The organism is Nonlabens sp. Asnod3-H03, assembly GCF_045063665.1.
Lineage (GTDB): Bacteria > Bacteroidota > Bacteroidia > Flavobacteriales > Flavobacteriaceae > Nonlabens > Nonlabens ulvanivorans.
The window spans coordinates 763505-789105 of sequence record NZ_JBEFOD010000008.1 but is presented as its reverse complement, the minus strand read 5'-3'; the positions used below and the strand labels follow the sequence as shown (position 1 = coordinate 789105).

At 34.7% G+C, this 25601-nt stretch carries 27 protein-coding genes; 15 read left to right on the top strand and 12 right to left on the bottom strand.

What is annotated here, in order from left to right:
• Nucleotides 1-19: 19 nt before the first annotated feature.
• Nucleotides 20-154 (top strand): hypothetical protein, encoded by a 135-nt coding sequence (locus tag ACJJVI_RS06825; RefSeq protein WP_262496445.1) that lies wholly within the window; start codon nt 20-22, stop codon nt 152-154.
• Nucleotides 151-603 (top strand): 6-carboxytetrahydropterin synthase, encoded by a 453-nt coding sequence (locus tag ACJJVI_RS06820; RefSeq protein ID WP_042269441.1) that lies wholly within the window; start codon nt 151-153, stop codon nt 601-603. Before ACJJVI_RS06825 ends, ACJJVI_RS06820 begins: the two co-directional genes overlap by 4 nt.
• An 89-nt stretch (nt 604-692) precedes the next feature.
• On the opposite strand, the gene hemF is transcribed toward ACJJVI_RS06820, so the two are convergent.
• Genes hemF through ACJJVI_RS06800 form a run of 4 tightly spaced genes read right to left on the bottom strand, consistent with a single transcriptional unit; the run spans nt 693 to nt 4063 of the window.
• Nucleotides 693-1595, bottom strand: coding sequence for an oxygen-dependent coproporphyrinogen oxidase (hemF, locus tag ACJJVI_RS06815; RefSeq protein WP_348022302.1), 903 nt, complete (start codon nt 1593-1595; stop codon nt 693-695).
• Nucleotides 1596-1597: 2 nt separating this feature from the next.
• Nucleotides 1598-2386, bottom strand: a complete 789-nt coding sequence (locus ACJJVI_RS06810) for an EI24 domain-containing protein (protein WP_317290611.1) — start codon at nt 2384-2386, stop codon at nt 1598-1600.
• A gap of 2 nt (nt 2387-2388) precedes the next feature.
• Nucleotides 2389-3408 (bottom strand): uroporphyrinogen decarboxylase, encoded by a 1020-nt coding sequence (hemE, locus tag ACJJVI_RS06805; RefSeq protein WP_036582838.1) that lies wholly within the window; start codon nt 3406-3408, stop codon nt 2389-2391.
• Complete coding sequence (locus tag ACJJVI_RS06800) at nt 3401-4063, bottom strand: uroporphyrinogen-III synthase (protein ID WP_052408370.1); 663 nt, start codon at nt 4061-4063, stop codon at nt 3401-3403. Before ACJJVI_RS06800 ends, hemE begins: the two co-directional genes overlap by 8 nt.
• A gap of 319 nt (nt 4064-4382) precedes the next feature.
• On the opposite strand from ACJJVI_RS06800, the gene ACJJVI_RS06795 reads away from it, so the two are divergent.
• Genes ACJJVI_RS06795 through nadD form a run of 4 tightly spaced genes read left to right on the top strand, consistent with a single transcriptional unit; the run spans nt 4383 to nt 7069 of the window.
• Nucleotides 4383-4964 (top strand): Crp/Fnr family transcriptional regulator, encoded by a 582-nt coding sequence (locus ACJJVI_RS06795; protein ID WP_317290609.1) that lies wholly within the window; start codon nt 4383-4385, stop codon nt 4962-4964.
• Between the two features lie 56 nt (nt 4965-5020).
• On the top strand, nt 5021-5896 hold the full coding sequence (locus tag ACJJVI_RS06790) for a YicC family protein (protein ID WP_042245470.1): 876 nt from the start codon (nt 5021-5023) through the stop codon (nt 5894-5896).
• Complete coding sequence (gene gmk, locus ACJJVI_RS06785; RefSeq protein ID WP_036582845.1) at nt 5896-6495, top strand: guanylate kinase; 600 nt, start codon at nt 5896-5898, stop codon at nt 6493-6495. Before ACJJVI_RS06790 ends, gmk begins: the two co-directional genes overlap by 1 nt.
• Entirely contained in the window at nt 6482-7069 is a 588-nt protein-coding gene (nadD, locus tag ACJJVI_RS06780; protein WP_405351134.1) for a nicotinate (nicotinamide) nucleotide adenylyltransferase, read from the top strand. The genes gmk and nadD overlap by 14 nt, the downstream gene beginning before the upstream one ends.
• A 92-nt stretch (nt 7070-7161) precedes the next feature.
• Here the strand turns inward: nadD and ACJJVI_RS06775 are convergent, their stop codons facing one another.
• Nucleotides 7162-8058, bottom strand: a complete 897-nt coding sequence (locus ACJJVI_RS06775) for a nicotinic acid mononucleotide adenyltransferase (RefSeq protein WP_397302720.1) — start codon at nt 8056-8058, stop codon at nt 7162-7164.
• A 222-nt stretch (nt 8059-8280) separates the two neighbouring features.
• Between ACJJVI_RS06775 and ACJJVI_RS06770 the strand changes: the two genes are divergently transcribed.
• From ACJJVI_RS06770 to ACJJVI_RS06750, 5 genes are all read left to right on the top strand, one after another.
• Entirely contained in the window at nt 8281-9276 is a 996-nt protein-coding gene (locus ACJJVI_RS06770) for an NAD(P)H-dependent glycerol-3-phosphate dehydrogenase (protein WP_405351132.1), read from the top strand.
• Nucleotides 9277-9289: 13 nt separating this feature from the next.
• Nucleotides 9290-10843, top strand: coding sequence for an aldehyde dehydrogenase family protein (locus tag ACJJVI_RS06765; RefSeq protein WP_042245967.1), 1554 nt, complete (start codon nt 9290-9292; stop codon nt 10841-10843).
• 129 nt (nt 10844-10972) lie between these two features.
• Nucleotides 10973-12619: a hypothetical protein gene (locus ACJJVI_RS06760; RefSeq protein WP_036582857.1), complete on the top strand. Its 1647-nt coding sequence runs from the start codon at nt 10973-10975 to the stop codon at nt 12617-12619.
• Nucleotides 12620-12825: 206 nt separating this feature from the next.
• Nucleotides 12826-13782 (top strand): OmpA family protein, encoded by a 957-nt coding sequence (locus ACJJVI_RS06755; RefSeq protein ID WP_042269433.1) that lies wholly within the window; start codon nt 12826-12828, stop codon nt 13780-13782.
• Nucleotides 13783-13802: 20 nt separating this feature from the next.
• Nucleotides 13803-14456: a helix-hairpin-helix domain-containing protein gene (locus ACJJVI_RS06750; RefSeq protein WP_036582860.1), complete on the top strand. Its 654-nt coding sequence runs from the start codon at nt 13803-13805 to the stop codon at nt 14454-14456.
• A 71-nt stretch (nt 14457-14527) separates the two neighbouring features.
• On the opposite strand, the gene ACJJVI_RS06745 is transcribed toward ACJJVI_RS06750, so the two are convergent.
• The 4 genes from ACJJVI_RS06745 to ACJJVI_RS06730 form a co-directional block, all read right to left on the bottom strand.
• Nucleotides 14528-15631, bottom strand: coding sequence for a DNA helicase PriA (locus ACJJVI_RS06745; protein WP_405351129.1), 1104 nt, complete (start codon nt 15629-15631; stop codon nt 14528-14530).
• A gap of 107 nt (nt 15632-15738) precedes the next feature.
• Nucleotides 15739-16875 carry an SPFH domain-containing protein gene (locus tag ACJJVI_RS06740; RefSeq protein WP_036582864.1) on the bottom strand — a complete coding sequence of 379 codons (1137 nt, stop codon included), beginning with the start codon at nt 16873-16875 and terminating at the stop codon, nt 15739-15741.
• 179 nt (nt 16876-17054) lie between these two features.
• Complete coding sequence (locus ACJJVI_RS06735; protein WP_042245454.1) at nt 17055-17801, bottom strand: metallophosphoesterase family protein; 747 nt, start codon at nt 17799-17801, stop codon at nt 17055-17057.
• Nucleotides 17798-18934 carry an ATP-binding protein gene (locus ACJJVI_RS06730; protein ID WP_317290601.1) on the bottom strand — a complete coding sequence of 379 codons (1137 nt, stop codon included), beginning with the start codon at nt 18932-18934 and terminating at the stop codon, nt 17798-17800. Before ACJJVI_RS06730 ends, ACJJVI_RS06735 begins: the two co-directional genes overlap by 4 nt.
• Before the next feature lie 232 nt (nt 18935-19166).
• On the opposite strand from ACJJVI_RS06730, the gene ACJJVI_RS06725 reads away from it, so the two are divergent.
• The 3 genes from ACJJVI_RS06725 to ACJJVI_RS06715 all read left to right on the top strand — a co-directional run bounded on the left by ACJJVI_RS06725 (nt 19167) and on the right by ACJJVI_RS06715 (nt 22389).
• Entirely contained in the window at nt 19167-19919 is a 753-nt protein-coding gene (locus tag ACJJVI_RS06725; RefSeq protein WP_405352606.1) for a UDP-2,3-diacylglucosamine diphosphatase, read from the top strand.
• A gap of 107 nt (nt 19920-20026) precedes the next feature.
• Nucleotides 20027-21868, top strand: coding sequence for a PAS domain S-box protein (locus ACJJVI_RS06720; RefSeq protein WP_405351126.1), 1842 nt, complete (start codon nt 20027-20029; stop codon nt 21866-21868).
• 122 nt (nt 21869-21990) lie between these two features.
• Nucleotides 21991-22389 (top strand): response regulator, encoded by a 399-nt coding sequence (locus ACJJVI_RS06715; protein WP_036582871.1) that lies wholly within the window; start codon nt 21991-21993, stop codon nt 22387-22389.
• Here ACJJVI_RS06715 and recJ read toward each other — a convergent pair.
• The gene (recJ, locus tag ACJJVI_RS06710) at nt 22386-24083 is read right to left on the bottom strand and encodes a single-stranded-DNA-specific exonuclease RecJ (RefSeq protein WP_405351123.1); all 1698 of its coding nucleotides are present in this window, start codon (nt 24081-24083) and stop codon (nt 22386-22388) included. The genes ACJJVI_RS06715 and recJ overlap by 4 nt on opposite strands.
• Before the next feature lie 97 nt (nt 24084-24180).
• On the opposite strand from recJ, the gene ACJJVI_RS06705 reads away from it, so the two are divergent.
• The gene (locus ACJJVI_RS06705; protein WP_006796605.1) at nt 24181-24771 is read left to right on the top strand and encodes a carboxymuconolactone decarboxylase family protein; all 591 of its coding nucleotides are present in this window, start codon (nt 24181-24183) and stop codon (nt 24769-24771) included.
• Nucleotides 24772-24776: 5 nt separating this feature from the next.
• Here the strand turns inward: ACJJVI_RS06705 and ACJJVI_RS06700 are convergent, their stop codons facing one another.
• Together ACJJVI_RS06700 and ACJJVI_RS06695 are read right to left on the bottom strand one after the other, a co-directional pair.
• Nucleotides 24777-25112 (bottom strand): hypothetical protein, encoded by a 336-nt coding sequence (locus ACJJVI_RS06700; protein WP_042269421.1) that lies wholly within the window; start codon nt 25110-25112, stop codon nt 24777-24779.
• Nucleotides 25113-25163: 51 nt separating this feature from the next.
• On the bottom strand, nt 25164-25580 hold the full coding sequence (locus tag ACJJVI_RS06695; RefSeq protein ID WP_152556224.1) for a hypothetical protein: 417 nt from the start codon (nt 25578-25580) through the stop codon (nt 25164-25166).
• Between the last annotated feature and the right edge of the window lie 21 nt (nt 25581-25601).

Below are 25601 nucleotides of genomic sequence, written 5' to 3'. Positions count from 1 at the left end.
TTTGCCATTAATAATTTAAATGATTCTATTAATTATGGAAGATAATTGGTTTATCAGAATCTCTCAATTCATGGGTGGATCTGGAATTTTCTTAGTGATTGCAATTATTCTACTTATCGTAGTAGGATATAACAAATGGAAATCTAGAAGATGAAAAAAGTAAGAATAACTAAAGAATTTACTTTTGAAACTGGTCATGCACTCTATGGATATGACGGTAAATGCCGCAATGTACATGGGCATAGCTACAAACTAGCTGTAACCGTAATAGGAACTCCTATAAATGATGCTAACAATGTAAAGCATGGTATGGTGATAGACTTTACAGACCTAAAAAAGATTGTAAAAGAAGAGATCGTAGACCCATTTGATCACGCAACAGTCTTTAATAAAAACACACCTCACGTTGAGCTAGCTCAAGAACTTAGAGAACGTGGGCATGAAGTTATTCTAGCAGATTATCAACCTACTAGCGAAATGATGATTCTAGATTTTGCCGATAAAATTAGAAACAGATTGCCAGAAAATATTGAATTATTCTCTTTAAGACTGCGCGAGACTGAAACTAGTTATGCAGAGTGGCATGCGAGTGATCAACTATAATAACGTATTAGTGAATATTAATTTAAAAGCCTCACAGATTTTAATGATCTGTGAGGCTTTTATTTATAAGATATCCTGACTTTTCAAGGTTATACCCAATCTTTAGGATTCTTCAAGACTTCAATCAATTGAGCCTCTGGTGTATCAGGTTCTGGATGGTGATCATAACGCCATTGAACATGTGGTGGCAAACTCATTAAAATGCTCTCTATACGGCCATTAGTTTTGAGACCAAATAAAGTTCCTTTATCGTGTACTAAATTAAATTCTACATAGCGTCCACGTCGTATTTCTTGCCAGTCGCGCTGCTCTTTTGTATACGATTTATTTTTTCTTTTTTCTGCAATAGGTGTATAAGCATCTAGAAAATGAGATGCCATATCTTTTTGAAAAGCTAGCCAGTCTTCCATAGAATGACTCTCACTAGCCTTACAATAATCATAAAATAAACCACCTATACCACGACCTTCACCACGATGAGAATTATGAAAATAAGCATCACATTTTTCTTTGAATAATGCATAATCTGCTACCTCATGACGTTCACATACTGTTTTACATATTTGATGAAAGTGAGTCGCATCTTCATCATATAAATAATATGGGGTCAAATCCAATCCACCACCAAACCATGAATCTACAACAGTTCCCTGCTTATCATACATTTCAAAATACCTAAAATTTGCATGAACAGTAGGTACATGTGGATTTACGGGATGTATTACTAGACTTAAGCCTGTGGCATAGAAATCTACATCGCCTACTTTAAAATAAGACTGCATTGCAAGTGGTAATGGCCCGTGAACCTCGCTAATATTAACGCCACCTTTTTCAAATACAGACCCATTTTCAATAACTCTTGTAAAACCGCCGCCACCTTCTTCACGATGCCATTGATCTTCTTTAAAACTAGCTTTATTGTCTATTTCCTCTAGACGACTAGTAATAGTTTCTTGAAGTTCTTTTATAAAATTATAAAACTGTGTCTTAATCATTAAGCGTTAATTTGAGTCTTGTGAGGATCCGGCAGTTTCAGATTCTCTTCATTAATCATTTGTTCTAAGGTGACTCGAGATGCTGCTGTTACTGAAAACGGCAATACTAGTATCACACCTATTATAGGAATAAAAAGCATCCCCATAAACACAATTCCTATTCCTATCGCAATACCTCTATGTCTCTTTACAAAATTGACACTATCTCGATAAGTAAAATGTCTTTCAAGCGTATAATCAATATTTCCAAAACCGGCATAATAAGCTTGGACTATAAAAGCTAACACCGTAAAAACGATACCTACAACCGGTATAAAACTTAACAATAATAAAGGAATTGTTATAGCAAATTCGTAAGCTATATTGCGCAGGTTGATACGTAAGCCACGCCATAATTGCTCCATATTACTAGTATCGCGATGTTCTACATGATTACGAGCATTAGGATAAAAGTGTTTTTCTATACGTTCAGAAACGGGTGACATAAATGGTGCACTCAATGCCATTACTAGATGTTTATATAATATAAACCCTAACAATAAGATGCTTAAACCACTAATCCACTCTGCTACCGTATAAAATCCTTCTTTTCCCCATTCCCATATCCATAATCTAGATATAAGATTTGCTAGGTTATCTGAAAGCCCATATGCAGCTAGCCCAACAATACCAGCTATTATAAAACTGATAGCCATAGGAACTAAAAAGAATTGCCATAGCTTTAACTTACCAATGAGAGAAAACCCATCAGCATAAGCTTTTAATCCTTTTATGATGTTTTTAAACACGTCTAGTATTCTTTTACTGCATCTACAAATGCTTGTGCATTAGGCACAGGTATATTTGGTAAAATACCATGACCTAGATTTGCTACAAATTTATCTTTACCAAATTCGTCTATCATTTGTTTCACCATCTTTTTAATGGTCGCTGGTGGAGAGAACAATCGTGATGGATCAAAGTTACCTTGCAAGGTTATATTCCCGCCAGATAGGTAACGAGCATTACGGGCGCTACAAGTCCAGTCCACACCTAGTGCCGCAGCACCACTTTTTGCCATATCACCCAGCGCAAACCAGCATCCTTTCCCAAAAACGATTACCTCAGTATGTGGTTTTAACGCATCCACAATTTGCTGAATGTACTTCCATGAAAACTCTTGATAATCTACGGGAGATAACATTCCACCCCATGAGTCAAAAACTTGTACCGCATTAACACCATGTTGTACTTTTAACTTCAAGTAAGCAATGGTAGTATCTGTAATACGCTGTAGTAATTCATGAGCAGCCTCTGGTTGCGTAAAACAAAACTCTTTTGCCTTATCAAAGTTTTTACTGCCTTGACCTTGTACACAATAACATAATATGGTCCATGGCGATCCCGCAAAACCTATTAACGGCACCTCATCATTAAGCTCTTGTTTAGTTAAATCTATAGCCTGCATGACATAACTTAAAGAATCTGCCACATCTGGAACTACTACTCTATTTAAATCCTCGGCTGTTCTTATGGGATTAGGCAACCATGGTCCGACACCATTCTTCATCTCTACATCAATGTTCATCGCCTGTGGTATCACAAGGATATCAGAAAAAAGAATTGCGGCATCTGTTCCTATTTGCTTGATAGGCATCACAGTGATCTCTGTAGCTAACTCTGGAGTCTGACAACGTGTAAAAAAATCATACTTCTCTTTTAACTTCATGAAATCTGGCAAGTATCTTCCTGCCTGACGCATCATCCATACTGGTGGTCTATCTACAGTTTCTCCTTTTAGTGCTCTTAAAAATAAATCGTTTTTAATCATTTTGTAATGCTTTTACAGCGGTGACTATCGTGTTTTCTACTGTGGATTTATGTGCCACTTTCACATTTTGAGTATATATTCTTGCCGCTTCTGCGGTTGTTTCACCTATGCATATAGCTAGATGAATATTTTCAGGATTCGCTTTCGCGAAAGCGTGTACACCACGAGGACTGAAGAACATAATTGCATCAAAAATACAATCAAATGACTTTTCCACCGCTACAGAATCATACACTTTTACCTCTATAAAACTTATTTGTGTCGATAAAAGTGCCTGTGGTAGCTCATCACGACGATGCACACCGCAGAAATAGACAAAACTCAAATGACTGTAGTTATTAACTATAATCTGTGCAAGCTGTGCGGCATTAGTTGCCTGTTCCACGATATTAAATCCTTTCTCTCTTAAAAGATTAGCCGTTTTTTCACCTACTACAAATAGGTTTTCAACACGATAATCTAGTGAGATTATAGCATTAATAGCATTTGAACTGGTCACAATGATATGCTCACATTTTACCCCAGTGATATCATAGGCAACCTTATCAATGGCAAGCACGTCATAATGTACTAGCGATAATCCAGTAGCCAGAAGCAACTCTGACTGTGTCACAGATAGCTTTTTAGTAGAAAGTATGCGTTTATTAATGGTCAATTTCTTATTTTATAGACAGAATTGAATGTCGATTTTAATTTATAAAGATAAGTAGTTCTCTATATACCTGTCTATTTTTAAGACTACCTCTTTAAGGTGGAAGAAACTACGGACAATTTGAAATTTTGATAAATTATTTAATTTAAAATACACTTAATCGGATGCTTATTTTAAAAAATATTAGAAGAAAATAACAGCATTAATCAATTGAGCTAAAACCTTTTAAGCAACATTCAAGATATTAAAGTTTTTACAATCAGTAGGTGTTCTAATTTATTTGCAGCATCTTTAACCTTGAAAAGAGTAAAATTGAGTTATTATGGAATTACCATCGTTCCTTCATGAACTTACAGAAGATGAAAACACGCCCAGCCTAGAATATGCGCAGGAAGTTTTTAATCTTTTGGAAGTCAGAAAAGTACGTAAAAAAGAGACCATTCTTTATCTAGGAGATACAGCCACAAAAATTTACTTTGTAAAAAAAGGGATTTTAAAGTGCAGTATCATGGATGACAGCGGCAACTTACATACCACTAGATTTGTTGCAGAAAATGATGCTGTCACAGCAATGGTTAGTTATATAGAGCAACAACCATCAAACATACAAATTGATTGTGTAGAAGATGCCGAAGTATTGTGTTTTAAATATGATGATTTTCAATACATGAGCAAACTTTATCCTGGTCTAGCGACTGCCTTTCATAAAATTATGTTGCGCAGGTATCATGGCCTTTTAGATGAAAAAGCTAGAATGATAAGTAGAGATGCAACGAGTAGATACCTGAAATTCATAGAGCTTTATCCAGCCATTGCAGAACGACTACCTCTTAAGGAGATTGCCTCCTTTCTAGGGATTAGGCAACAATCATTAAGTAGGTTACGTAGTAAAATTGATGAGTAAGCTTTAAGCTTGATTTGAGATTAACTTATCTTTGCTATTCTAAATTATAGAATAGTATGATACTATCCATGACTGGATACGGTAAAAGCGTTACCCAACTTGCCCAGAAAAAGATCACTGTAGAAATAAGAACACTTAATAGTAAGAATCTAGATCTTAATATGCGTTTATCTAATGCCTATAAAGAAAAGGAATTACCATTACGTCAACTTGCTGCAAGTGAACTTTCTCGTGGTAAAATTGATTTTGCTATTCACGTAGAGAAAACTGGAGTTGATAACACGGCGCAATTAAACACACAAGTACTACAATCTTATGTGGAGCAATTGAGAACCGTACAAAGCATTAATCTTAACAATGAAGGTGACGATAGTCGCTTGTTACAAATTGCTTCAAAGTTTCCAGATGTATTTGCTACTCAAATTGAAGAAGTCTCTCAAGAAGATTTTGATGCTATTCATCAAACGGCTATTGAAGCTCTCAAGGCGGTTAATCAATATAGACACGATGAAGGAAAAGGCCTTAAGGAAGAGTTTATTTTAAGAATAAACAACATCAATCAACTTCTAGAGCAAATAAAAGCAGTAGATGAAACTCGTCTTGCAGATATCCGCACGCGATTAGAGAAAGCTGTTAGTGATCTTAAAGAAAAGGTAGATGCAAATCGTTTTGAACAAGAACTAATCTTTTATCTAGAAAAATATGATATCACTGAAGAAAAAGTGCGCCTTAAAAATCATTTAGATTATTTTAAAGAAACACTAGATAATGATATTTCTCAAGGAAAAAAACTAGGCTTTATAAGTCAAGAAATAGGTCGAGAGATCAACACCATTGGCAGTAAAGCAAATCATGCTGTAATGCAACAATTAGTTGTACAGATGAAAGACGAGCTGGAGAAAGTAAAAGAACAAATGTTGAACGTATTGTAATGACTGCGCAACCCAAACTTATTGTTTTCAGTGCACCTTCTGGTGCTGGAAAAACCACGTTAGTAAGACATCTCTTAAAAATTGAAGATTTAAATTTAGCTTTTTCAATTTCGGCAGCTTCTAGAGAAGCTCGTGAAGGAGAAATTGACGGTATACACTATTACTTTTTAGGAATTCCTGAATTTAAAAATAGAATCAGAGCAAATGATTTTATTGAATTTGAAGAGGTGTATAAAGATCAATTTTATGGGACATTAAAAAGTGAGGTAGAACGCTTATGGGCACAAGGCAAAAACGTCATTTTTGACATTGATGTTGTGGGTGGATTACGTTTAAAAAATAAATTTCCAGATCGCTGTATTTCAATCTTTGTAAAACCACCATCTATTAATGAACTTCAAAAAAGACTTAAAAATCGTAAAACAGAGTCTGAAGAAAAAATAGCAATGAGAGTCGCAAAAGCTAGTACCGAAATGGCTACAGCACCACAATTTGATGTTATTATTAAAAATGATGACCTTGAACTAGCAAAACAACAAGCTGAGGACATCGTCAGAAATTTTATTCATAAAAAAGTAGGTCCAGATGAAGAAGAGTAACATCGGACTTTATTTTGGCACATTTAATCCAGTTCACATAGGTCATCTTGCCATCGCAAATTACCTGATTGAAAACAGTGATCTGGATGAAATATGGATGGTGGTAACACCGCACAATCCTCATAAAAAAAAATCAACGCTACTTGACGACTATCAGCGTTTACATATGGTATATATTGCTACAGAAGATTACTTAAAAATTAAAGCTAGCAATGCAGAATTCAGCCTACCACAGCCCAATTATACAGTAAATACACTAGCACACTTATCTGAAAAATATCCCAATAATAACTTTACACTCATTATGGGAGAAGACAATTTAAAAAGTCTTCATAAGTGGAAAAACTATCAAGTGATATTAGAAGATTATCATATTATAGTTTACCCTAGAATTTCACATGGTGACATCCCTGAAGATTTACTTCAACACAAAAGTGTAACTAAAATCGATGCGCCTATAATGGAAATCTCATCAACCATGATACGTAATGGGATTAAAGAAGGGAAAGACTTGCGTTACTTCATGCACTACAAAGTACAAGAGTATATTGAAGAAATGAATTTTTATAAATAAGAGCTTTCTTGTTATTCTTATCACTGTTTTATAAAAACAAAAACCGCCTGTAATCAAATAGATCCACAGACGGTTTTCAACCAACCAATTTTTTACTTTTCTTTTTCAATTACTCTACTAGCATCTATTAATCTAGACTTTCCAGTAGTATTTTTCAATTGAATATATCCTCGCCCTTTAAATTCATAAGTCGTTCCAGACGCAGAATGATACAATTCAATAGTGTTGTCATTAATAACGTAAAGATCGAAATAATCATTGCCTATAAAATCATAATCCATAGTTAAATGCTTGTTAATTGATCCAGGTGTCTCATCTTCTACCCAATATTCCCCTGTGTAATCCCAGAATAAACTACTGTAATTAAGACCATTGACGTCTGTAGAGCTTTTAAACTCGTCTCCATTAAAACCAGGAGTAAATTGTAAATAATTCTCTTCATCAAAATCATTAAGCGCTCCTACATTACTAGTATACACTTTCTCCCATGCTCTATATTCTTGCAAGAAGTACTGAATGTTATCATAAAACAACTGATCATAATTAAAATTGTTACGATTATAACCGTCTAGATAATAAACCGTTCCACGATGCATATCAATCATCTTAATTCTATTATAGTTTAAAACAACAACTGTAAAATCATGCAATCCATCAATGTCATGTAGGATAGAAACTTGATTGTTTAATATCTGATAACTACCTACATCTAGGCCTAGACCAGCTCCAGCACTACCTACGCCTACTAGGTTATTATTTGCATACAATGTTCCAAAATCAAAACTCATCGTAAAAGCTTTGGTCATAAATGGAATATCTGGATTTCCTTGCGTATCATTTAAATCAACATACCATAATTCTTGATTACTCAAGATTTCATTAAGTGTAGGACGATTATCAAAACCATTTCCTATCACTACTTCTGTTTCACAACTTGCGATAGTCACCGCAATCAACAGGCTTCCTAAAATTTTGTAAAATGTTCTCATAATCGTAATATTTAATAGTTACTACAACGTTTGCGAAAAGTGTGCCATTTTTATAACATACTTATTTTCAAATATTTATGTTTTTTCAATTACGCTTTCGCGAAAGCGTAGCTCAAATCCATCTATACAATCATATTCATAACCTTTTAGTGAACAACTGCTTTAAGGCTGTATTGAGCTATCCACTTAAAAAATGGTATTTTTACAGTCCAAGATTAACTTATGGAGAATAACAAAAAATTTGCGGTAATAGGCGGCGGAAGCTGGGCTACAGCCATCGTAAAAATGCTTTGTGAAAACCTAGATCAAGTAGGATGGTACATGCGCAGTGTATATGCTATTGAACACATAAAACGTAACGATCACAACCCTAGCTATTTAAGCTCAGTAGAGTTTGATGTCAATCAATTGAAGTTATCAAACGACATCAACGAAATCGTTGCAGAAGCAGATGTATGCATATTTGCTATTCCTAGTGCATTTTTATATACTGAGTTAGAGAACTTAACAGTTGATTTAAAAGGTAAAATCATCTTTAGTGCTATAAAAGGAATTGTGCCAGAAACAGGACTTATTGTTGGAGAGCATTTCCACGAGCATTATGACATACCTCTAGAGGATATAGGTGTTTTAACAGGACCATGTCATGCAGAAGAAGTTGCCCTTGAACGCCTTTCCTATTTAACCATAGCCTGTGCAGATGAAGAAAAAGCAGACTATGTCGCCTCAAAATTAAGCAGTGATTATATCAACTGTAAAACTACAGACGACATTATAGGAACTGAATATGCAGCAGTACTTAAAAACATCTATGCAATAGCTGCAGGAATAGCTCACGGACTAGGCTATGGAGATAACTTTCAAAGTGTGTTAATGAGCAATTCTATTAGAGAAATGAAACGTTTCATTAAGAAAGTGCACAAAATGAAACGTAATATTAATGATAGCGCTTACTTAGGTGATCTACTAGTAACGGGATATTCTGTTTTTTCTAGAAATAGATTATTCGGGAATATGCTGGGTAAGGGATATACTGTAAGAAGTGCACAACTAGAAATGAGTATGATTGCCGAAGGTTATTATGCCACAAATAGTGCCTATAAAATAAACAGCGAAAAAGGAGCTCGCACTCCTATACTAGATGCCATCTATAGCATCCTGTATGACAATAAAAACCCTAAAAAGGTATTTAAAAAACTGGCTGATAAGCTGGACTAAACTAACAACAGATATGTCAAATATTGCAAACAGCTTCGGAATGGATGAGGCTCTCAAACAACTAGGTATTAAAGATGTAAACCATGGAACTTCTACAGGAAGTGACAACTTTGGTAGTGGACCAGAGATCTCATCATACTCACCTGTAGATGGTCAGTTAATAGGTAAAGTTACCACTACTACACAAGCAGACTATGGTAAAGTTATGGATAAAGCTCAAGCGGCTTTTATATCTTTCAGAGCTATGCCAGCTCCACAACGTGGAGAAATAGTTAGACAATTTGGTAATAAACTAAGAGACCTTAAAGAACCTCTAGGGAAATTAGTTTCTTATGAGATGGGGAAATCTTTACAAGAAGGTTATGGTGAGGTTCAGGAAATGATCGACATCTGTGATTTTGCAGTAGGCTTATCGAGACAACTTAATGGTCAAGTTATCCCTTCAGAAAGACCTGGACACGTGATGAGAGAACAATGGCACCCTATAGGTATAGTTGGTATCATATCAGCTTTCAATTTTCCAGTAGCCGTTTGGGCATGGAACACAGCTCTAGCATGGATTTGTGGAGATGTATGTGTATGGAAAGCTAGTGAAAAAGCACCATTATGCTCAGTAGCCTGTCAAAACATTATTGCGGATATCTTAAAAGAAAATGATTTACCTGAAGGTATTTCATGTATCATTAATGGAGATTATAAAGTAGGTGAAATGATGACTACAGATTCTAGAATTCCATTAATATCTGCTACAGGATCTACTAGAATGGGAAGAATCGTAGGAGCAACTGTTGCTCAACGTTTTGGAAAATCTTTACTAGAATTAGGTGGTAATAATGCTATTATCATCACACCTACTGCAGATTTAAAAGTAGTTGTACCAGGTGCTGTATTTGGTGCTGTAGGAACTTGTGGACAGCGTTGTACTTCTACAAGAAGATTGATTATCCATGAATCTGTTTATGATAAAGTACGTGATGCAATCGTTGGAGCATACGGTCAGTTAACTATAGGAAACCCACTAGATGAAAAGAATCACATAGGACCATTAATTGATAAAGATTCAGTAAACACTTATCTAGCAGCTATTGAGAAAGCAAAGGCTGAAGGTGGAAACGTACTAGTCGACGGTGGTATTTTAGAAGGTGAAGGATATGAAAGCGGTTGTTATGTAAAACCAGCTATCATAGAAGCAGAGAATCATTTTGAAATTGTACAACATGAGACCTTTGCTCCTATTTTATATTTAATGAAATATTCTGGTGACGTAGAAAACGCTATCGGAAAACAAAATGGTGTAGCACAAGGATTATCAAGTGCTATTATGACTAATGAGATGAAAGAAGCAGAGAAATTTTTATCATTTGCAGGTTCTGATTGTGGTATTGCAAATGTAAATATAGGAACTTCTGGAGCTGAGATAGGCGGTGCTTTTGGAGGTGAAAAAGAGACTGGTGGTGGCCGCGAGTCTGGTAGTGATGCCTGGAAAGTTTATATGCGTAGACAAACCAATACGGTCAACTACTCTGATGAGTTACCGCTGGCACAAGGAATCAAATTTGATTTATAGAAATCATATTATTTAGATATAAAATCCGCTTGAGATGTGATTCTTAAGCGGATTTTTTTTGCTTTACAAAAGAGTAAAGAAAATATATACAAGAAGTGCTTATATTGCAAACTTGATAAAAACCAACCAATGAAAAAACTATTATTTACCCTTCTAATCACTGTGATTAGTTTTCAAGCTCATGCTCAAATGCAAGTCGGAAATGTAACTCTGGATTTCGGTCCAAAGATTACTGCCAAAAAAGGTGATGTTACTTACATCGCTGGAGAAAAAAATGGTACCATCTACACACTCGCGAGACAAAAGAAAATGTTCTATGTACAAACATTTGAATCTGGCTCAAACAAGTTTTTAAAAAGTAAACAAATCAAGTTTGATAAAATAAATGGAGGTAAAGTAACCATAGAAGACCTGGCTATTATTGATGGTGAGGTCTTTCTTTTTGGATCATACTATGATAAAAAAGCAAAGAAAAGTGTTTTTGCAGCATACTCTATTGATGAAAAGCTAGTTTTAGGTAAACCTAAAACAGTTCTAGCTGTAGACGTTCCTAAAAGATCACAAAAAGGGGCTTTCTTTTTTGAACCTTCCTATGATGGCGTTAATTACCTAGTGATGCACGTAGGGATTTTTGAAAGAGATGAAAAACTAAGATATGAAATCGCATTATTAGATAAGACGCTTGCTGCGGTACATAATGAAGCCGTAGACTTACAATTTAAAGATCGCAAAGATCTAGAGTTTAGTCTAGACGATTTTGAGGTAAATGAAAAAGGAGACATTTTTGTAGTGGTAAGCGATAGCTACCGTAACAAGGCAAAAAAAACAACTGAGACCAACTTAACTGTTCATGCTTACTATGCCTCAAAAGGGTATGCTAAAGAAGACATAGACATCGATTTAAAAGGTAAAAAAGTACTCAACTGTAATGTAATTAATACTGCAGATGGTAGATTACAGTTAATAGGGTTCTATTCTAATCTTAGAAAAAGTGGACGAGCAGATTGGAGATTAGAAGGGATTTTCGACGTTGCCGTTGAAACCAGCGATAACAGTGTAGTAAAGGAGACTTTTAATGAATTCAGTGTTGAGACCAAAACTAAATTGATAGGTGAAAGACGCGCCAAAAAAGGAAAAGATTTAAAGCCATTTTATCGCATTACACACCTTATTGAAAGAGAAAATGGTGGTGTTATTGTATTATCAGAATGGTACACTACTTATGTAGGTAACACATCTGGTATAGGTCCACTAGCCTTTACTCCTATTACATACAGTACAAATGAAATCATCGTTACCGCTTTAAATCAAGATGGTACTATGGACTGGAGCAATGTAGTACCTAAAGAGCAACAGGTTACTGTAACTCAATTTTCCATAGGCCTCGCTGGCGGAATGACAAATGGTTCTGTAAGCGTAGGTGTTGGAGTATTATTCCCGCTAGCTATACTTGGTGAAGGACCTGAATATTTAAGTAGTGTAGCATTATATGAAAATGGAAAACTAAGCCTATTAGTAAATGATGATCCTAAAAACATAGGGACTACAGATATCGATGACGTTAGAAAAGTACGAAACATTAAAAAAATGATACCGGTAATATTCACTTTTGATGATTCTACTGGTGATATGGAACGTATCGACCCTACAGACTATGAGAAAAACCAGTTAGTAGTTAGACCTTCTGTGACCTATCAAAAGGGCGCTGGAAAATATTTAATATATGGATCTAATAAAAAAGGTGCTCATCTAGGAACCTTAACGATTACCAAATAGTATTAATGTAAATTTCATAACAAAGCCTAGTAATTAATTACTAGGCTTTTTTTATGCGCTTTCGCGAAAGCACAACATAAATAAATCCTTAAAACGTTTACTTTTAACGTTAAATAACCAGTATTAATTATTGTTTGGGCAAATTATTTGGATTTTGTTAAAATCAACATAACTTTAATGAGAATAATCAAAAACAAATAATTAACATGGGAAAACTTAAATATCCTTTAGGGATACTGCTTACCATAATTATAGGTATGTTACTTAACATGCTATGGTGCTGTAATTGCTGGGGCAATGACAATGCTATAGACAATGATAAAACCACACCTGTAGTCATCGAGCAAACGGAAGAGATCAAAAACGTTGGCACTACAGCATCTGCTGTTAGCTATTTAATACTTAAGGATCAGGATGGAAATCTAATAGAAGAAGCAACCAACCACCTCAACTTTAATATTAGTGATTATAAACATTTAGAACCTATCGAGGCCGATGTTGTTAAGAGCTATGGAAAAATCAAAACCTACCTTGATAAACATCCCGATCAAAAGTTTAATATCACTGGGCTTTACAGTTCTGAGGAGAAAAACAACTCTGCTTTCATAAACTTAGGAGAAGCAAGAGCAAATGATGTAAAAAACTATCTTTCCTCATTAGGGTATGACACAACCCATATGGGAATTAAAGGCAAACTATCTGATCAATTAGTCACGAGAAATGGAGTAGTTTACGGACCTGTTAATTATCATTTGAGTGACTTCCCTAGTGGTAAGAGCGCAGTCTTACTAGAAAATGAATTAGATAATCTTGCTGCAGATATTAGAGCAAACCCTTTAGTACTTCATTTTGCAACCGGTGCTTCAACGATAAACTTATCCACCGAGCAGCGCGAGAAAATATCAAAAATGGTCCACTATCTAGATGCAAGACCTCAATCCAGTTTAATATCTGTAGGTCACACTGATAATACTGGGTCAAGATCAACAAATACAACCATAAGTGCAAAAAGAGCAGAATTTGCTAAATCCTATTTAGTCAAGAATGGAATTAATTCTTCTCGCATAGAGTCTAGTGGTAAAGGACCTGATGAACCTATTGCTACAAATGATACAGAAGAAGGAAAAGAACAAAATAGACGTGTAGTCGTAACTTTAAAATAAAAACAAAAAATTAAATAAATATGGATATTTCAAATATATGGTGCTGGCTATGTCCACTCCTTACAGGTATTATAGCAGGAATTATAGGTTACTACTGGGGAAAATCAAATTCTGTAGTAACAAACAATTGTGATGAATGGATTGATAAGAATCGTCAATTACAATCTGCTCATGATAATCTAAAAGCAGATTTAAAATCATGTCAAACCAGATTAGACAATTGTATTAAAGATAAAGAAGCTGCAGTTAGTGCAAAAGTTTCTACTACCACTGGTATGGCTGCAGGAATGGCATCTGGATTTGTTGCTGGCACAGCTCAAGAAGGCAATAATGAATCAAATGATTTACATAAAAGCCAAGGAGTCGCAGTTCTCAATTTTGATGCTGCAGCTGCAAAAACCGCCATGGGTAAAAAAATAAAAGCAGATGACTTAACGACTGTAGAAGGAATAGGTCCTAAAATTGCAGAGTTATTTCATAACAATAATATCAAAACATGGCATTCATTATCTACATCTAGCATAGAAGAAAGAAGGAATGTCCTTAACTCAGGTGGTAAAAGGTTTGAAATCCATAATCCTGAGAGCTGGGCTTTACAAGCAGGTATGGCATTTGACGGTAAATGGAAAGAACTAGCTAAGTGGCAAGATGAACACAAAGGTGGACGCATGTAATTCCATCGTATAAACAATAAAAGCCTAGTAAATATTTACTAGGCTTTTTTATAAGTCTTAATACCAGCAATTTAACCACTATACTGCGCTACCAAAGTAATAAGCACGATAATAATAATCACTGCGAGAATAGCGAGGAAAATTTTCCAGAAGGAATAAGGTCGTTTACCATAAATAGCACCAGTCTGGCCATTTACAAAGAAGTTATATTTTGTGCCATTAAAATTATAAGAACTAATATAAACTGGCAATAAAATATGCTTAAACGTCTCTTCTGATAGTCGCATATCCATATCGCTTATACGCTGAGTGTCACCACCAATGTCACGACGTATCCAATTCTGAGCTATCTTTTCTGCCTCTTTATTGGCCACTAAATGACCATCTCTGAGAGGTATGGTATACTTTTCAGTTACATAACCGGCTAGGTACTTAGTATCAAAGTTTTTTAACCCATCGAGATTCCAGTTGCTTACTTCTCGAGGAATTTGACTACCACGTTGTTTTGTAGCTTTTACAAGTGTGTCATCAACAAAACCATTAATAGTTCCCGCAGCAGGTGACCAGCTAGTTCTACGTTCTTGAACTGTACGTTTATTTTTACCAGAACCTACGGTTTTGGTAACATAATAATAATCTCCTCGTTGACCTTCATAGTCCGCAACTAATTGAGCATCAAAGGTCCAATAAGGGACATAAAGTCCTTTAGTAAATTCTGGATTGATAGTAGCGCGTTGTAAATTATTAGGTGCCCACCATAATCCATCGACCCATTTCTTAAAAATCTGATGTGCTTTTTTTTGATCTAGTTTAAACGGTAAAACCGCTCCAGGCACAATCCAATTTTCTTGATAACTATCCTCAATAATAAGTGGCATAGTGCAGTAAACGCAATGCAATGACTTATAGCTTTCTTCAATGTGCTGGTTTGCCCCACAATTTTTACAGTGCAACATTGATATTTCCATAGAATGCGATTGCGCACCCATTTCTTGCAAATATTTATGTAACTCAAGTTCTTGAAAAAGCTGTTCACTTTGTTCAATCGTTTCTTGATGTCCACAATAATCACAGGTTATCAAATCTGTACCGGGCTCATAGGTAAGCTCTGCACCACAATTGACACAAGACTTTTTACGCTCTGAAGTTTGCGAAGATGTATTTGTTGAGTTCAAATGAATTTCTAAATAAAAATAATCACTAAATAAATGGTGTATTCAAATTGTCAAATACCGTATATCAAGCTAAATGACAGTTTAAAAAATGCAAACTAAAAATACTATTACGGCAATGGTGGTGGCGTATTACTGCCTAGAAAACCTTTCAACTCTTCTACTTGATTTAATGGTTTCCAGCCATCCATACCAGCTTTCCAAATTAAAGTTTCCTTGTTAATCGTACGACTGGCAAATAAAGATTGTAATTGAGCATAGCCTACTGGACCAGCTTGTGCACCATTATGCGCATAATAGTACTGAGTGGCTTGTGGCATAGGCGGCGGCACTTGAGCAGCTTGTTGCTGTTGTTGTGGCATCGATTGCTGTCCACCCATTTGTGGCGACATCATACCACCCATTTGCTGTGCAAGGACAAATCCCATTCCCATTCCCATTCCAGCACCGGCTGTTCCTCCTTCATTAACAGCAGCTGCTTCAATAGCTTTGGCTGTTTTAAATTTAGTAAGCTTGTCTAAATCTAGTTTATCAATACGACTGTATTCAAAAATCTCTTTCTTAAGTTCTTCTGGCATCGATACATTCTCGATGTAGAAACGTTCTAAAGAAATACCTACGCCCATAAATTCTGGTTGCATTACCGCTTGACATGTTTCTGAAAGTTCAGTGGTATTTGCAGCATATAATTCAATAGGCAGGTTTGCCTCTCCTACGGTATCTGTAAATCGAGTTGCTATTAAACTTTTAAGATGCTCATTAATCTCAAAATTGGTAAAATTGTTATCTGTTCCAACGATATCGACAATAAATTTTCCAGCATCAGCAATTTTAAATGCATAGGTACCAAAAGCTCTAATCTCTACCAGACCAAATCGATCATCATTTAAAGTAATCGGGTTTTTAGTTCCCCATTTTTCATCAGTAAATAAATGCGTATTCACAAAATAAACCTCAGCCTTAAATGGTGAGTTAAACCCATATTTCCATCCTTTTAAGGTTGAAAGAATCGGTAGGTTTTGAGTAGTTAAATCATAGGTTCCTGGTGTGAAAACGTCTGCTAGTTGCCCTTCGTTTATAAAGACAGCTGTCTGTCCTTCTCGCACGATAAGTTTTGCACCATTCTTTATTTCGTTTTGGTAACGTTCAAAGCGATGCGCAATGGTATCATCAGTGTAGTCCAGCCACTCGACTATATCTATAAACTCGTGACTTAATTTTTCTTTTATTTTATCAAATATGCTCATGATAATTACTGTATTAAAATTGGTTTTTCAAGTTAGCAAAATTTTAGATGAATCTGCATGCGCCAAAAGGTATTTTTGAAAAGCATTAAATGATCCCACCGACTATTAATATATGCCTTATTAATAAAGCTTGTTTTTGCTATAAATGTTTACGTGAATAGATACTTAAAAACTATTTACTAATTGCGCCCATTTTCTTCAGGATAAAATGTGTGTACAGGATCACTTTGCCACACTTCTTTGGTTTCTACACATAATGCCGTGAGTGGTCCTTTGTATGCCGCAGCGGTATCAATATTCCAAACATTAACAGCATTTACAGGTTCTAATTTACCTAATCGAGATGTTGGTGTATGACCTATAAAGATCTCTTTATATAGCTTTAACCTATTAGGATACCGATCGTTATCTATAGATAAGTTAGGATCTAAACATAATGCAAGCTCCCAAAGTGTACGGTCCCAATAAGGCATGTTATCATAATATTCATATTCAGGCCCTTTTAAGTTATGAAAGCCTGCATGAAAAAAGCCATTATTAGATTTATCGACATAATAGTTTTTTAATCCTTTTTCAAAAAACTCAACGTGTCTTTCAAAATCTTTAGAAGATCTATTTTTGTAACTATCTATGGTACTTTGGCCACCATGGTGTAACCACATGCTGTTTTGAGTTTTAGTTTTTAAGTAATTTAAGAATAACTCATCGTGGTTACCTCTTAAATAAATAGGAGCTGTTTGATTGTTTTGAATACGTTTTCGCTTGAGCGAAATTAAAAATTCAATGACTTCAAAACTTTGAGACCACCCATCTATATAATCACCTAAAAATATTACTAAATCTCTTTCTTGTAAATCAATCTTTTCTATTAGTTGCTCTAGCGCCTTGTAACCGCCGTGGATATCTCCTATTGCTATAGTTCTCATGAATTGTATGTTACTTTTCTTAATACTCTTAAAGCCTCTTTGTAAGCTGCATAAGTATCAGGATATTTTTTAAGTTTTAATTTGTGTAATTTCATTTTATCGATAGGTTCTCCTATGCTGTTAAAATGGCAAATCAGCATCGTCTCTGGTAATGCTCTAAGATCTACCAACTCTTGTTCTGACAGTGCTAAGTCGTTAGATATTTTGAATAATAACGCCAGATTTGTATTATAAATATGATGCAACGTGCGCCTATCATAGTAAGGTGGATTAAATAAAATTTTTGTTTCCAGTGTGTAAGTACCATTAGGTGAAAACCTGAAAATCTGACGTTCTAAAGGATGATATTTTTGTTGCTTACCGATTCCTAATTCTACAAACTCTAAAATACTGAAACTATCGTTATCATAATTAATTTGAACTTCATCTAACGCACTATAGAACAATCTAACTTGCTCATTAACTAATTCGATGTCTACTCTTGAATAATACTGTTGACCATTTTTACTTTTTAGTTTTCCGGACCAGCATAGTACAAATTGTTCTTTAAAAACTTTATAATGCGCCTCTAGACCGCGATTTTTATGAGCCATAAATTCCATAACCCGATCTAAAGTCAGTTCTATATTATTGCTGGCTTGTTTTTCTATTTGAGCTACAAGAGTTGAATTCACATCTTTTACCGAAATATCAAAATTCTTAGGCATAGAGATGCTACCATCTCTAAAAAATACTGCACCACCATAATATTTCCAGATGTTCTTACGTAAAGAAGTAATACTATTTTGAGGTCTAATCGTCACTAACCCTACTACTTTACCAACAGGTAAATGTGGGAAAGGAATGTTTTCATATTGTATTATAGGTGGATTATATAAATAAGCATTTACAAGATTTTGCAATTTTGAATCATCATAAAAGTCAACACCTATAATTTCGTTAGTGGCATCATCTATTCCTATGACTATGTAGCTATTATTTGCAGGGTTTGAGTTAGACAAAGCGCAAATATGCTTCAGAAACTTTGCTTTGCCTTCTTTATTACTGAAGTTTAATTTCAACTTCTTATCATAGAAACTGTTCTCATCGTTATGCGCGAGCAAGTTTTTAATTAGAAGTCGTTTATTGATCATGTGGCCTAAGATAGTTTCAAAAGAAAATAATATGTAGAAAATCCAATTAAACTTAAGTTAAGTGATTTTGTTATTAATAATACATTACATAAAACTGTACATCCCGATCAATTATTCTATAAGTTAAATAGGATTAAATGAATCTATAGATAATAGTCCATTTTTAAAAACAAGAATTCTAACCTCATAGAATTAAAATTATAATCATGTGAAGAATACTATCTTTGTCTACATGCAATTACCACAAGGCAAAAAAATTTATTTTTCCAGCGATAATCATTTAGGTGCTCCAACTCAAGAGTTAAGTAAGCCTAGAGAACGTAAGTTTCTGGACTGGTTAGATATGGTTAAAAAAGATGCAGCAGCTATATTTTTATTAGGAGACTTATTTGATTTCTGGTTTGAATACAAACATGTTGTTCCTAAAAATCAAGTACGAGTATTGGGAAAACTTGCCGAGATCGCTGACAGTGGTATCCCAATTTACTTTTTTGTAGGGAATCATGATTTATGGATGTTTGGGTATTTTGAAGATGAGTTAGGGATTAAAGTTTATCACGAACCTAAAACATTTGTATTTAACGACAAGAGGTTCTTTATAGGACATGGTGATGGAAAAGGACCAGGTGATAAAGGTTATAAACGAATGAAAAAAGTGTTTACAAGTCCTTTTTTTCAATGGTGCTTTAAATGGCTGCATCCTGACATAGGAGTCGGAATTGCTAGATATCTTTCAGTTAAAAACAAACTAATCTCTGGTGATGAGGATGCAAAATTCTTAGGAGAGGAAAATGAATGGCTAGCACAATATGCCAAACGTAAATTAGAAACAAAGCATTACGACTACTTTATTTTTGGCCATCGTCACATGCCCATGGAAATTCCCGTAGGTGATCATAGCACTTACTACAATATAGGAGATTGGATTCATCATTACACGTATGGTGTTTTTGACGGAGACACTTTTCAACTCAAGAAAGAATGAGCGCCCTTAAACTGTTTAATATGCGTTTAATCGATGTTTTTTAACTATTATAAGTAATTCATCTTAATTAAAAGCATTTGAACATGATTCTGAACTAAATTTGAATCATGGCTCAAGAATACAATACAAACATCACAGATCAAATTAACATTTTGATACAAGCTCCTATTGCAGTTGCTTTTTTAGACAACAATTTGCGTTATGTTGCACACTCTGCTAAATGGTGCGAAGATTATAAACTTCAATACACCGATATTAAAGGAATGCATCATTATGATTTATTTCCAGAAGTTTCTGAAGAATGGAAAATAAAGCTTCAAAATGTTTTAAAAGGTGCTGAAGAATACTGTGATGAAGAATTGTTTTCAAGAAAGGATGGCACAGAGCAATGGCTTAAATGGAATGTCAAACCTTGGTACGACTATGATAACGAAATTGCTGGAATGATTATCGTAAGTGAAGATATTACCTCTCAAGTAATCTTAAGAAAACGAGACCAGTTAGATTATAGAATATTATTAAGTGCCTGTACTAAAGCAAGTATTGGCACCTGGCATTATAACAATATTAATGGAGAACTATACTGGTCTAGCGCAACAAAGGCACTACATGAATTACCAGAGGATTATCAACCTGATGCCTCAAATGCAATTTTATTCTATAAAGAAGGTGACTCTAGAAATAAGATTACACAAGCCTTTATTAATTCTCTTACTAAGAATGAGTCCTATGATTTAGAATTAGAATTAATAACCGCAAAAGGAAATTCAATTTGGGTAAGAGCAATAGGTCAAAGTGATTTTGTAGATGGTGTATGCCATCGACAATATGGAACATTTGAAGACATTAGTGATCGTAAGAAGAAAGAACACCAGTCTAAATTAAATTCTGAGAAGTTTCAAAAATTATTTAGAAACTCAAAAGTTGGTGTTGCTATCATGGATGCAACTACTCTTCAGTTACTAGATGTAAACAATGCCTTAGTATCCATATCTAAAATCAATAACGCAGACTTGTTAAACTCATCGTTTGAAGAGCTTATTGATAAGAAAGACTTCTGCATTTGGTTCGATAAGTTACAAAAATTACTAAATCGTAAAAGAGATCACATCAAACAACCTATCAAGTTTCAAGGACCTGATGGATCCATTATTTATACACAAACAATTTGTAATGTACTAGAAGATGAATATGGCGAGCCAGAAAACTTAGTAATTCAAATCATTGATATTACCAAAGAAAAACAGGCTACTCAGGAACGTAAAGTTTTTGTTGATGAAATCATGCAAAAGAATGACCGACTATTAAACTTTGCTTACATAGTATCTCACAATTTAAGATCTCACTCAAGTAATTTTAAAGGGTTAATAAATTTCTATTTAGAAAATGATGATGAAGAGATTAGATCTAAAATCATGTCTATGCTCAACAACTCTAGTGATAACCTAAACCAAACTATTGAAGACCTTAATCAAGTAGTTTCTATACAAACCACTCATATTAATTTTCATTCTATTTCATTATGTGAGTTTGTACAAAAAGTGTTAGGTAGTATATCATTAGAACTTTTAAATAGCGATTACTCAATAACATTAGATATAGAAGATCAATTAAAAATTGATGCTTTTCCTGCATATTTAGAGAGTGCTTTATCAAACCTTATTACCAACAGTATAAAATATAGAGATTTAAATAAATCTCTATCCATTATTATTACTGCAACACAAGATAATGGGGTATGTACGATAAGTGTTTCTGACAACGGATTAGGTATAGATCTATCCAGACATCAAGATAAAATATTTGGAATGTATAAGACTTTTCATAATCACGAGAATGCAAATGGCTTAGGATTATTTATGACTAAAAACCAAGTTGAAGCCATGGGCGGCACTATCTCTGTAAGAAGTGAAGTAGGAATCGGCAGTACTTTCACTATTAAAATTTAATTACCATTTCCTACAGTTTAACTTAAAATAAAACTCTTTAACGATTTTCATTCTTACTTCAATTTATTTATAGTCACATTGATCAATAAATCGCAACTTTAGATCTCTGAAAATAAAATATTATGAAGACTTCTAAAATTTGGATCATAGATGATAATCCTATCGACTCATACATTATTAAAACGATGCTAGAGTTAAATGAATTATCAAAAGATATTCATGTTTTTTCAAATAATAAAGAGGCCTTAGAAAGTTTAGAAGAACTGGATAAAAGTGATTCAACTGATTCTATTCATATCATTACAGAGAATAAAACGAACGCTGTAAATGGATGGAAATTAATTAAAAAAGTATCTAATAAAATAATAGAGCAAAAAGGAAAACTCAATTTGAAATTTCACATGACTAGTGAAAAATACTCAGAAAAAGATCTTAAAAAATTTGCTGAAACAGCACCTCTTTACTCTTTAAACAAAAAGCCTTTGAGATTAGATCACCTGGTAAACATGCTCAACTATTAAGCTTTAATATCTTTAAGCATTAATTGTAAAGTAACATTACCATTCCATTCGTTCTCACTAATGGTATAAGCAATATCAAATTTGTCATCGCTTTTTATAAGGTCAATCTTTTTACCCAGATTAAAACCTATAGCATCAATGGCATGTCTATCATTCTGTTTTTTTACCACTTTGATCTTTAAATGATCTTCTGCTTTCCCTACGCACTTACCATATCCTGTATCCATAACCTTTTCAGTCATAAAAACAGGTCGCATATTACTCGGCCCATATGGTGCCATTTGTTGTAAAATTCGATAAAATTTCGGCGTTATACTTCCCAGTGGTAATATCGCATCAATTTTTATTTCTGGTGTCAGGTGTTGCTTTTCAATAGTAGCACAAACTACCTCTTCAAATCGAGCCTTAAAAGAACGATAATTTTCAGGTTTTAATGTTAAACCAGCAGCATATTTATGACCACCAAACTGCTCTATAAACTCACTACATTGCTCAAGCGCGTTATACACATCAAAACCGCTTACACTACGTGCGCTAGCTGCTAGATACTCACCGCTTTTTGTAAAGACTAGAGTAGGTCTGTAATAAGTTTCAATTAATCGAGACGCAACTATCCCTATGACTCCTTTGTGCCAGTCTTCCTGAAAGACTACAGTAGTAAAAAGTTCTTCCTCTTTATTATTAATAATTTGCTGTTTTGCCTCTTCTGTTATCGACTGATCTGCCTCTCGTCTATCTGCATTATACTCTTCAATTTCTGCGGCAATACGTTGTGCCTCTTTAAAATCATCAGTCACCATTAACTCCACCGCATGTAGAGCGTGTTTCATTCTACCAGCCGCATTGATGCGTGGTGCTATAATAAAAACAACATCAGTAATTGTTAAAGTATCTTTCTTTAATTGATGAATGACTGCTTTAAAACCAGCACGTGGGCTCGTATTAATCACATTCAATCCGTGATAAGCTAATATTCTATTTTCATCTACTATAGGAACTATATCTGCACCTATAGCCGTAGCAACTAAATCTAAATACGGAATTAAAATATTAAAATCCCAATCATTTGCCTCTACCAGCGCCTGACACAATTTAAATCCAACACCACAACCACACAACTCATCAAATGGATAAGAACAATCATTACGCTTAGGGTCTAGAACAGCAACAGCCACTGGTAATTGCTTTCCAGGTCTATGGTGGTCACAAATTATAAAATCAATGCCTTTTTCACTTGCATATGCAACTTTATCAATAGCTTTCACACCACAATCCAGTGCTATAATTAGAGAAAAATCATTATCTGCGGCAAAATCTATTCCTTGATAACTCACTCCATAACCTTCACCATATCGATCTGGTATGTAAGTAGCTACTCGATCATAAAAACTCAATAAAAAGGTAGACATTAATGCAACACTAGTAGTTCCGTCAACGTCATAATCCCCATAAACTAATATATTCTCATTATTCCCTATGGCTTTTTGGATGCGTTTTACAGCCACATCCATATCCTTCATTAAAAAAGGATCATGTAATTCATTAAGATCTGGTCTGAAAAAGGATTTCGCTTTCGCGAAAGCGTCCACACCACGTTGCACCAGCAAACCAGCAAGAAAAGAGTCTATACCTAGCTCTTGAGCCAGTTTCTCTTGTGTTGCTATATCGGGTTGAGGTTTTAAGGTCCAGCGCATAGTTTCAAATGTAATACCAAAATATGATTTGGTTCTTAGTATCACAATTTCTGTGATAGATAATTATTAACTTGCCCTAGAACTTACAATTTTTAATATGCCATTAGTAACTCCATTAGACGCTAGTCATGATCCTGAAACACGTGAACTAGCTGCCTTTTTTAATGAAACCTTAGGTTTTTGTCCTAATTCTGTACTGACCATGCAGCGCAGACCAGCAATCTCAAAAGCATTTATCAATCTTAATAAAGCAGTTATGGCAAATGAAGGTCGTGTGACTAGCGCTTTAAAACGTATGATTGCTTGGGTTTCTAGTAATGCAACAGGTTGCAGATATTGTCAAGCGCACGCCATAAGAGCTGCAGAACGTTATGGAGCAGAGCAAGAACAACTTGATAACATATGGGAATACCGAACGCATGCAGCTTTTAATGATGCTGAACGTGCTGCACTAGATTTCTCACTAGCCGCTAGTCAAGTGCCTAACGCCGTAAATCAAGACATACAAGATCGATTACACCAACATTGGGATGAAGGAGAGATTGTAGAAATGCTAGGTGTAATTTCTTTATTCGGTTATCTTAATAGATGGAACGATTCTATGGGAACAACTCTAGAACAAGATGCAATAGATAGTGGTGATCAGTATCTAGGTAAACATGGTTTTGAAGTAGGGAAACACGTTTAGTCTCCTTATTTCTTTTGGAAAACAAGAAACTGAATACCATTTTTATCATACTCGATAATAATGGTATTCTCTTTTTTATAACCTATCCCAATAAACTCAGTAGTTACTGTAAGGTAACAGCCTGAAGCACTCTTTTTAAGTGTTCCGATGAGACTGTTGTTTTTATACATATTGTATCCAGAATCTGTAGAATGAATTTTATATTCTTTGGAGTTAGTAGTGTAACCTTCATCATCTATTAACTCAACCATTTCAGGTCTTGGAATCGTTTGAGGCTCATCTTTCTCAACTCCATTTGATGGTGTAATCTCTAATGATGGTTTTACAGCGCTAGGTTGCATGACTTGAATAGGTGTTTCTATGCCAGATGGACGATCATCTAATGAAGCAGCTTAAGAATAATTAAGACCATCCAGTGATGTCATCGCATCTCGTACGGCTTCTCGATATGCTTTTTCAAAATTCTTTGTCCGACCTATTCCTTCTTTAGTTTCAAATACGGTAATGCCATTACAATTTACAAATTCAAAAATCATCTTAACCCGTAAACCAGATCTCGTTTCAACTTTTAAGGAAAGTGCATTACAACCAGTCTCATTCAAATCATTTGGCAAGACATCATCAGCCAAGAAAGCACTAATTTCTCGTTTTTTTATCTCAAATACCATCATCTCATTGAGTCGATATTCATTGGGTTCTTGTTGGAAATCATATTGATTATCCACAATAACATATTTATAATTATTAAGATCTTGTGCCTCGCACAAGGCTGTCACTAAAATCAATAAGAATGCTAGTAATCCTTTCATTTTCAACATTTGTCTAATTGT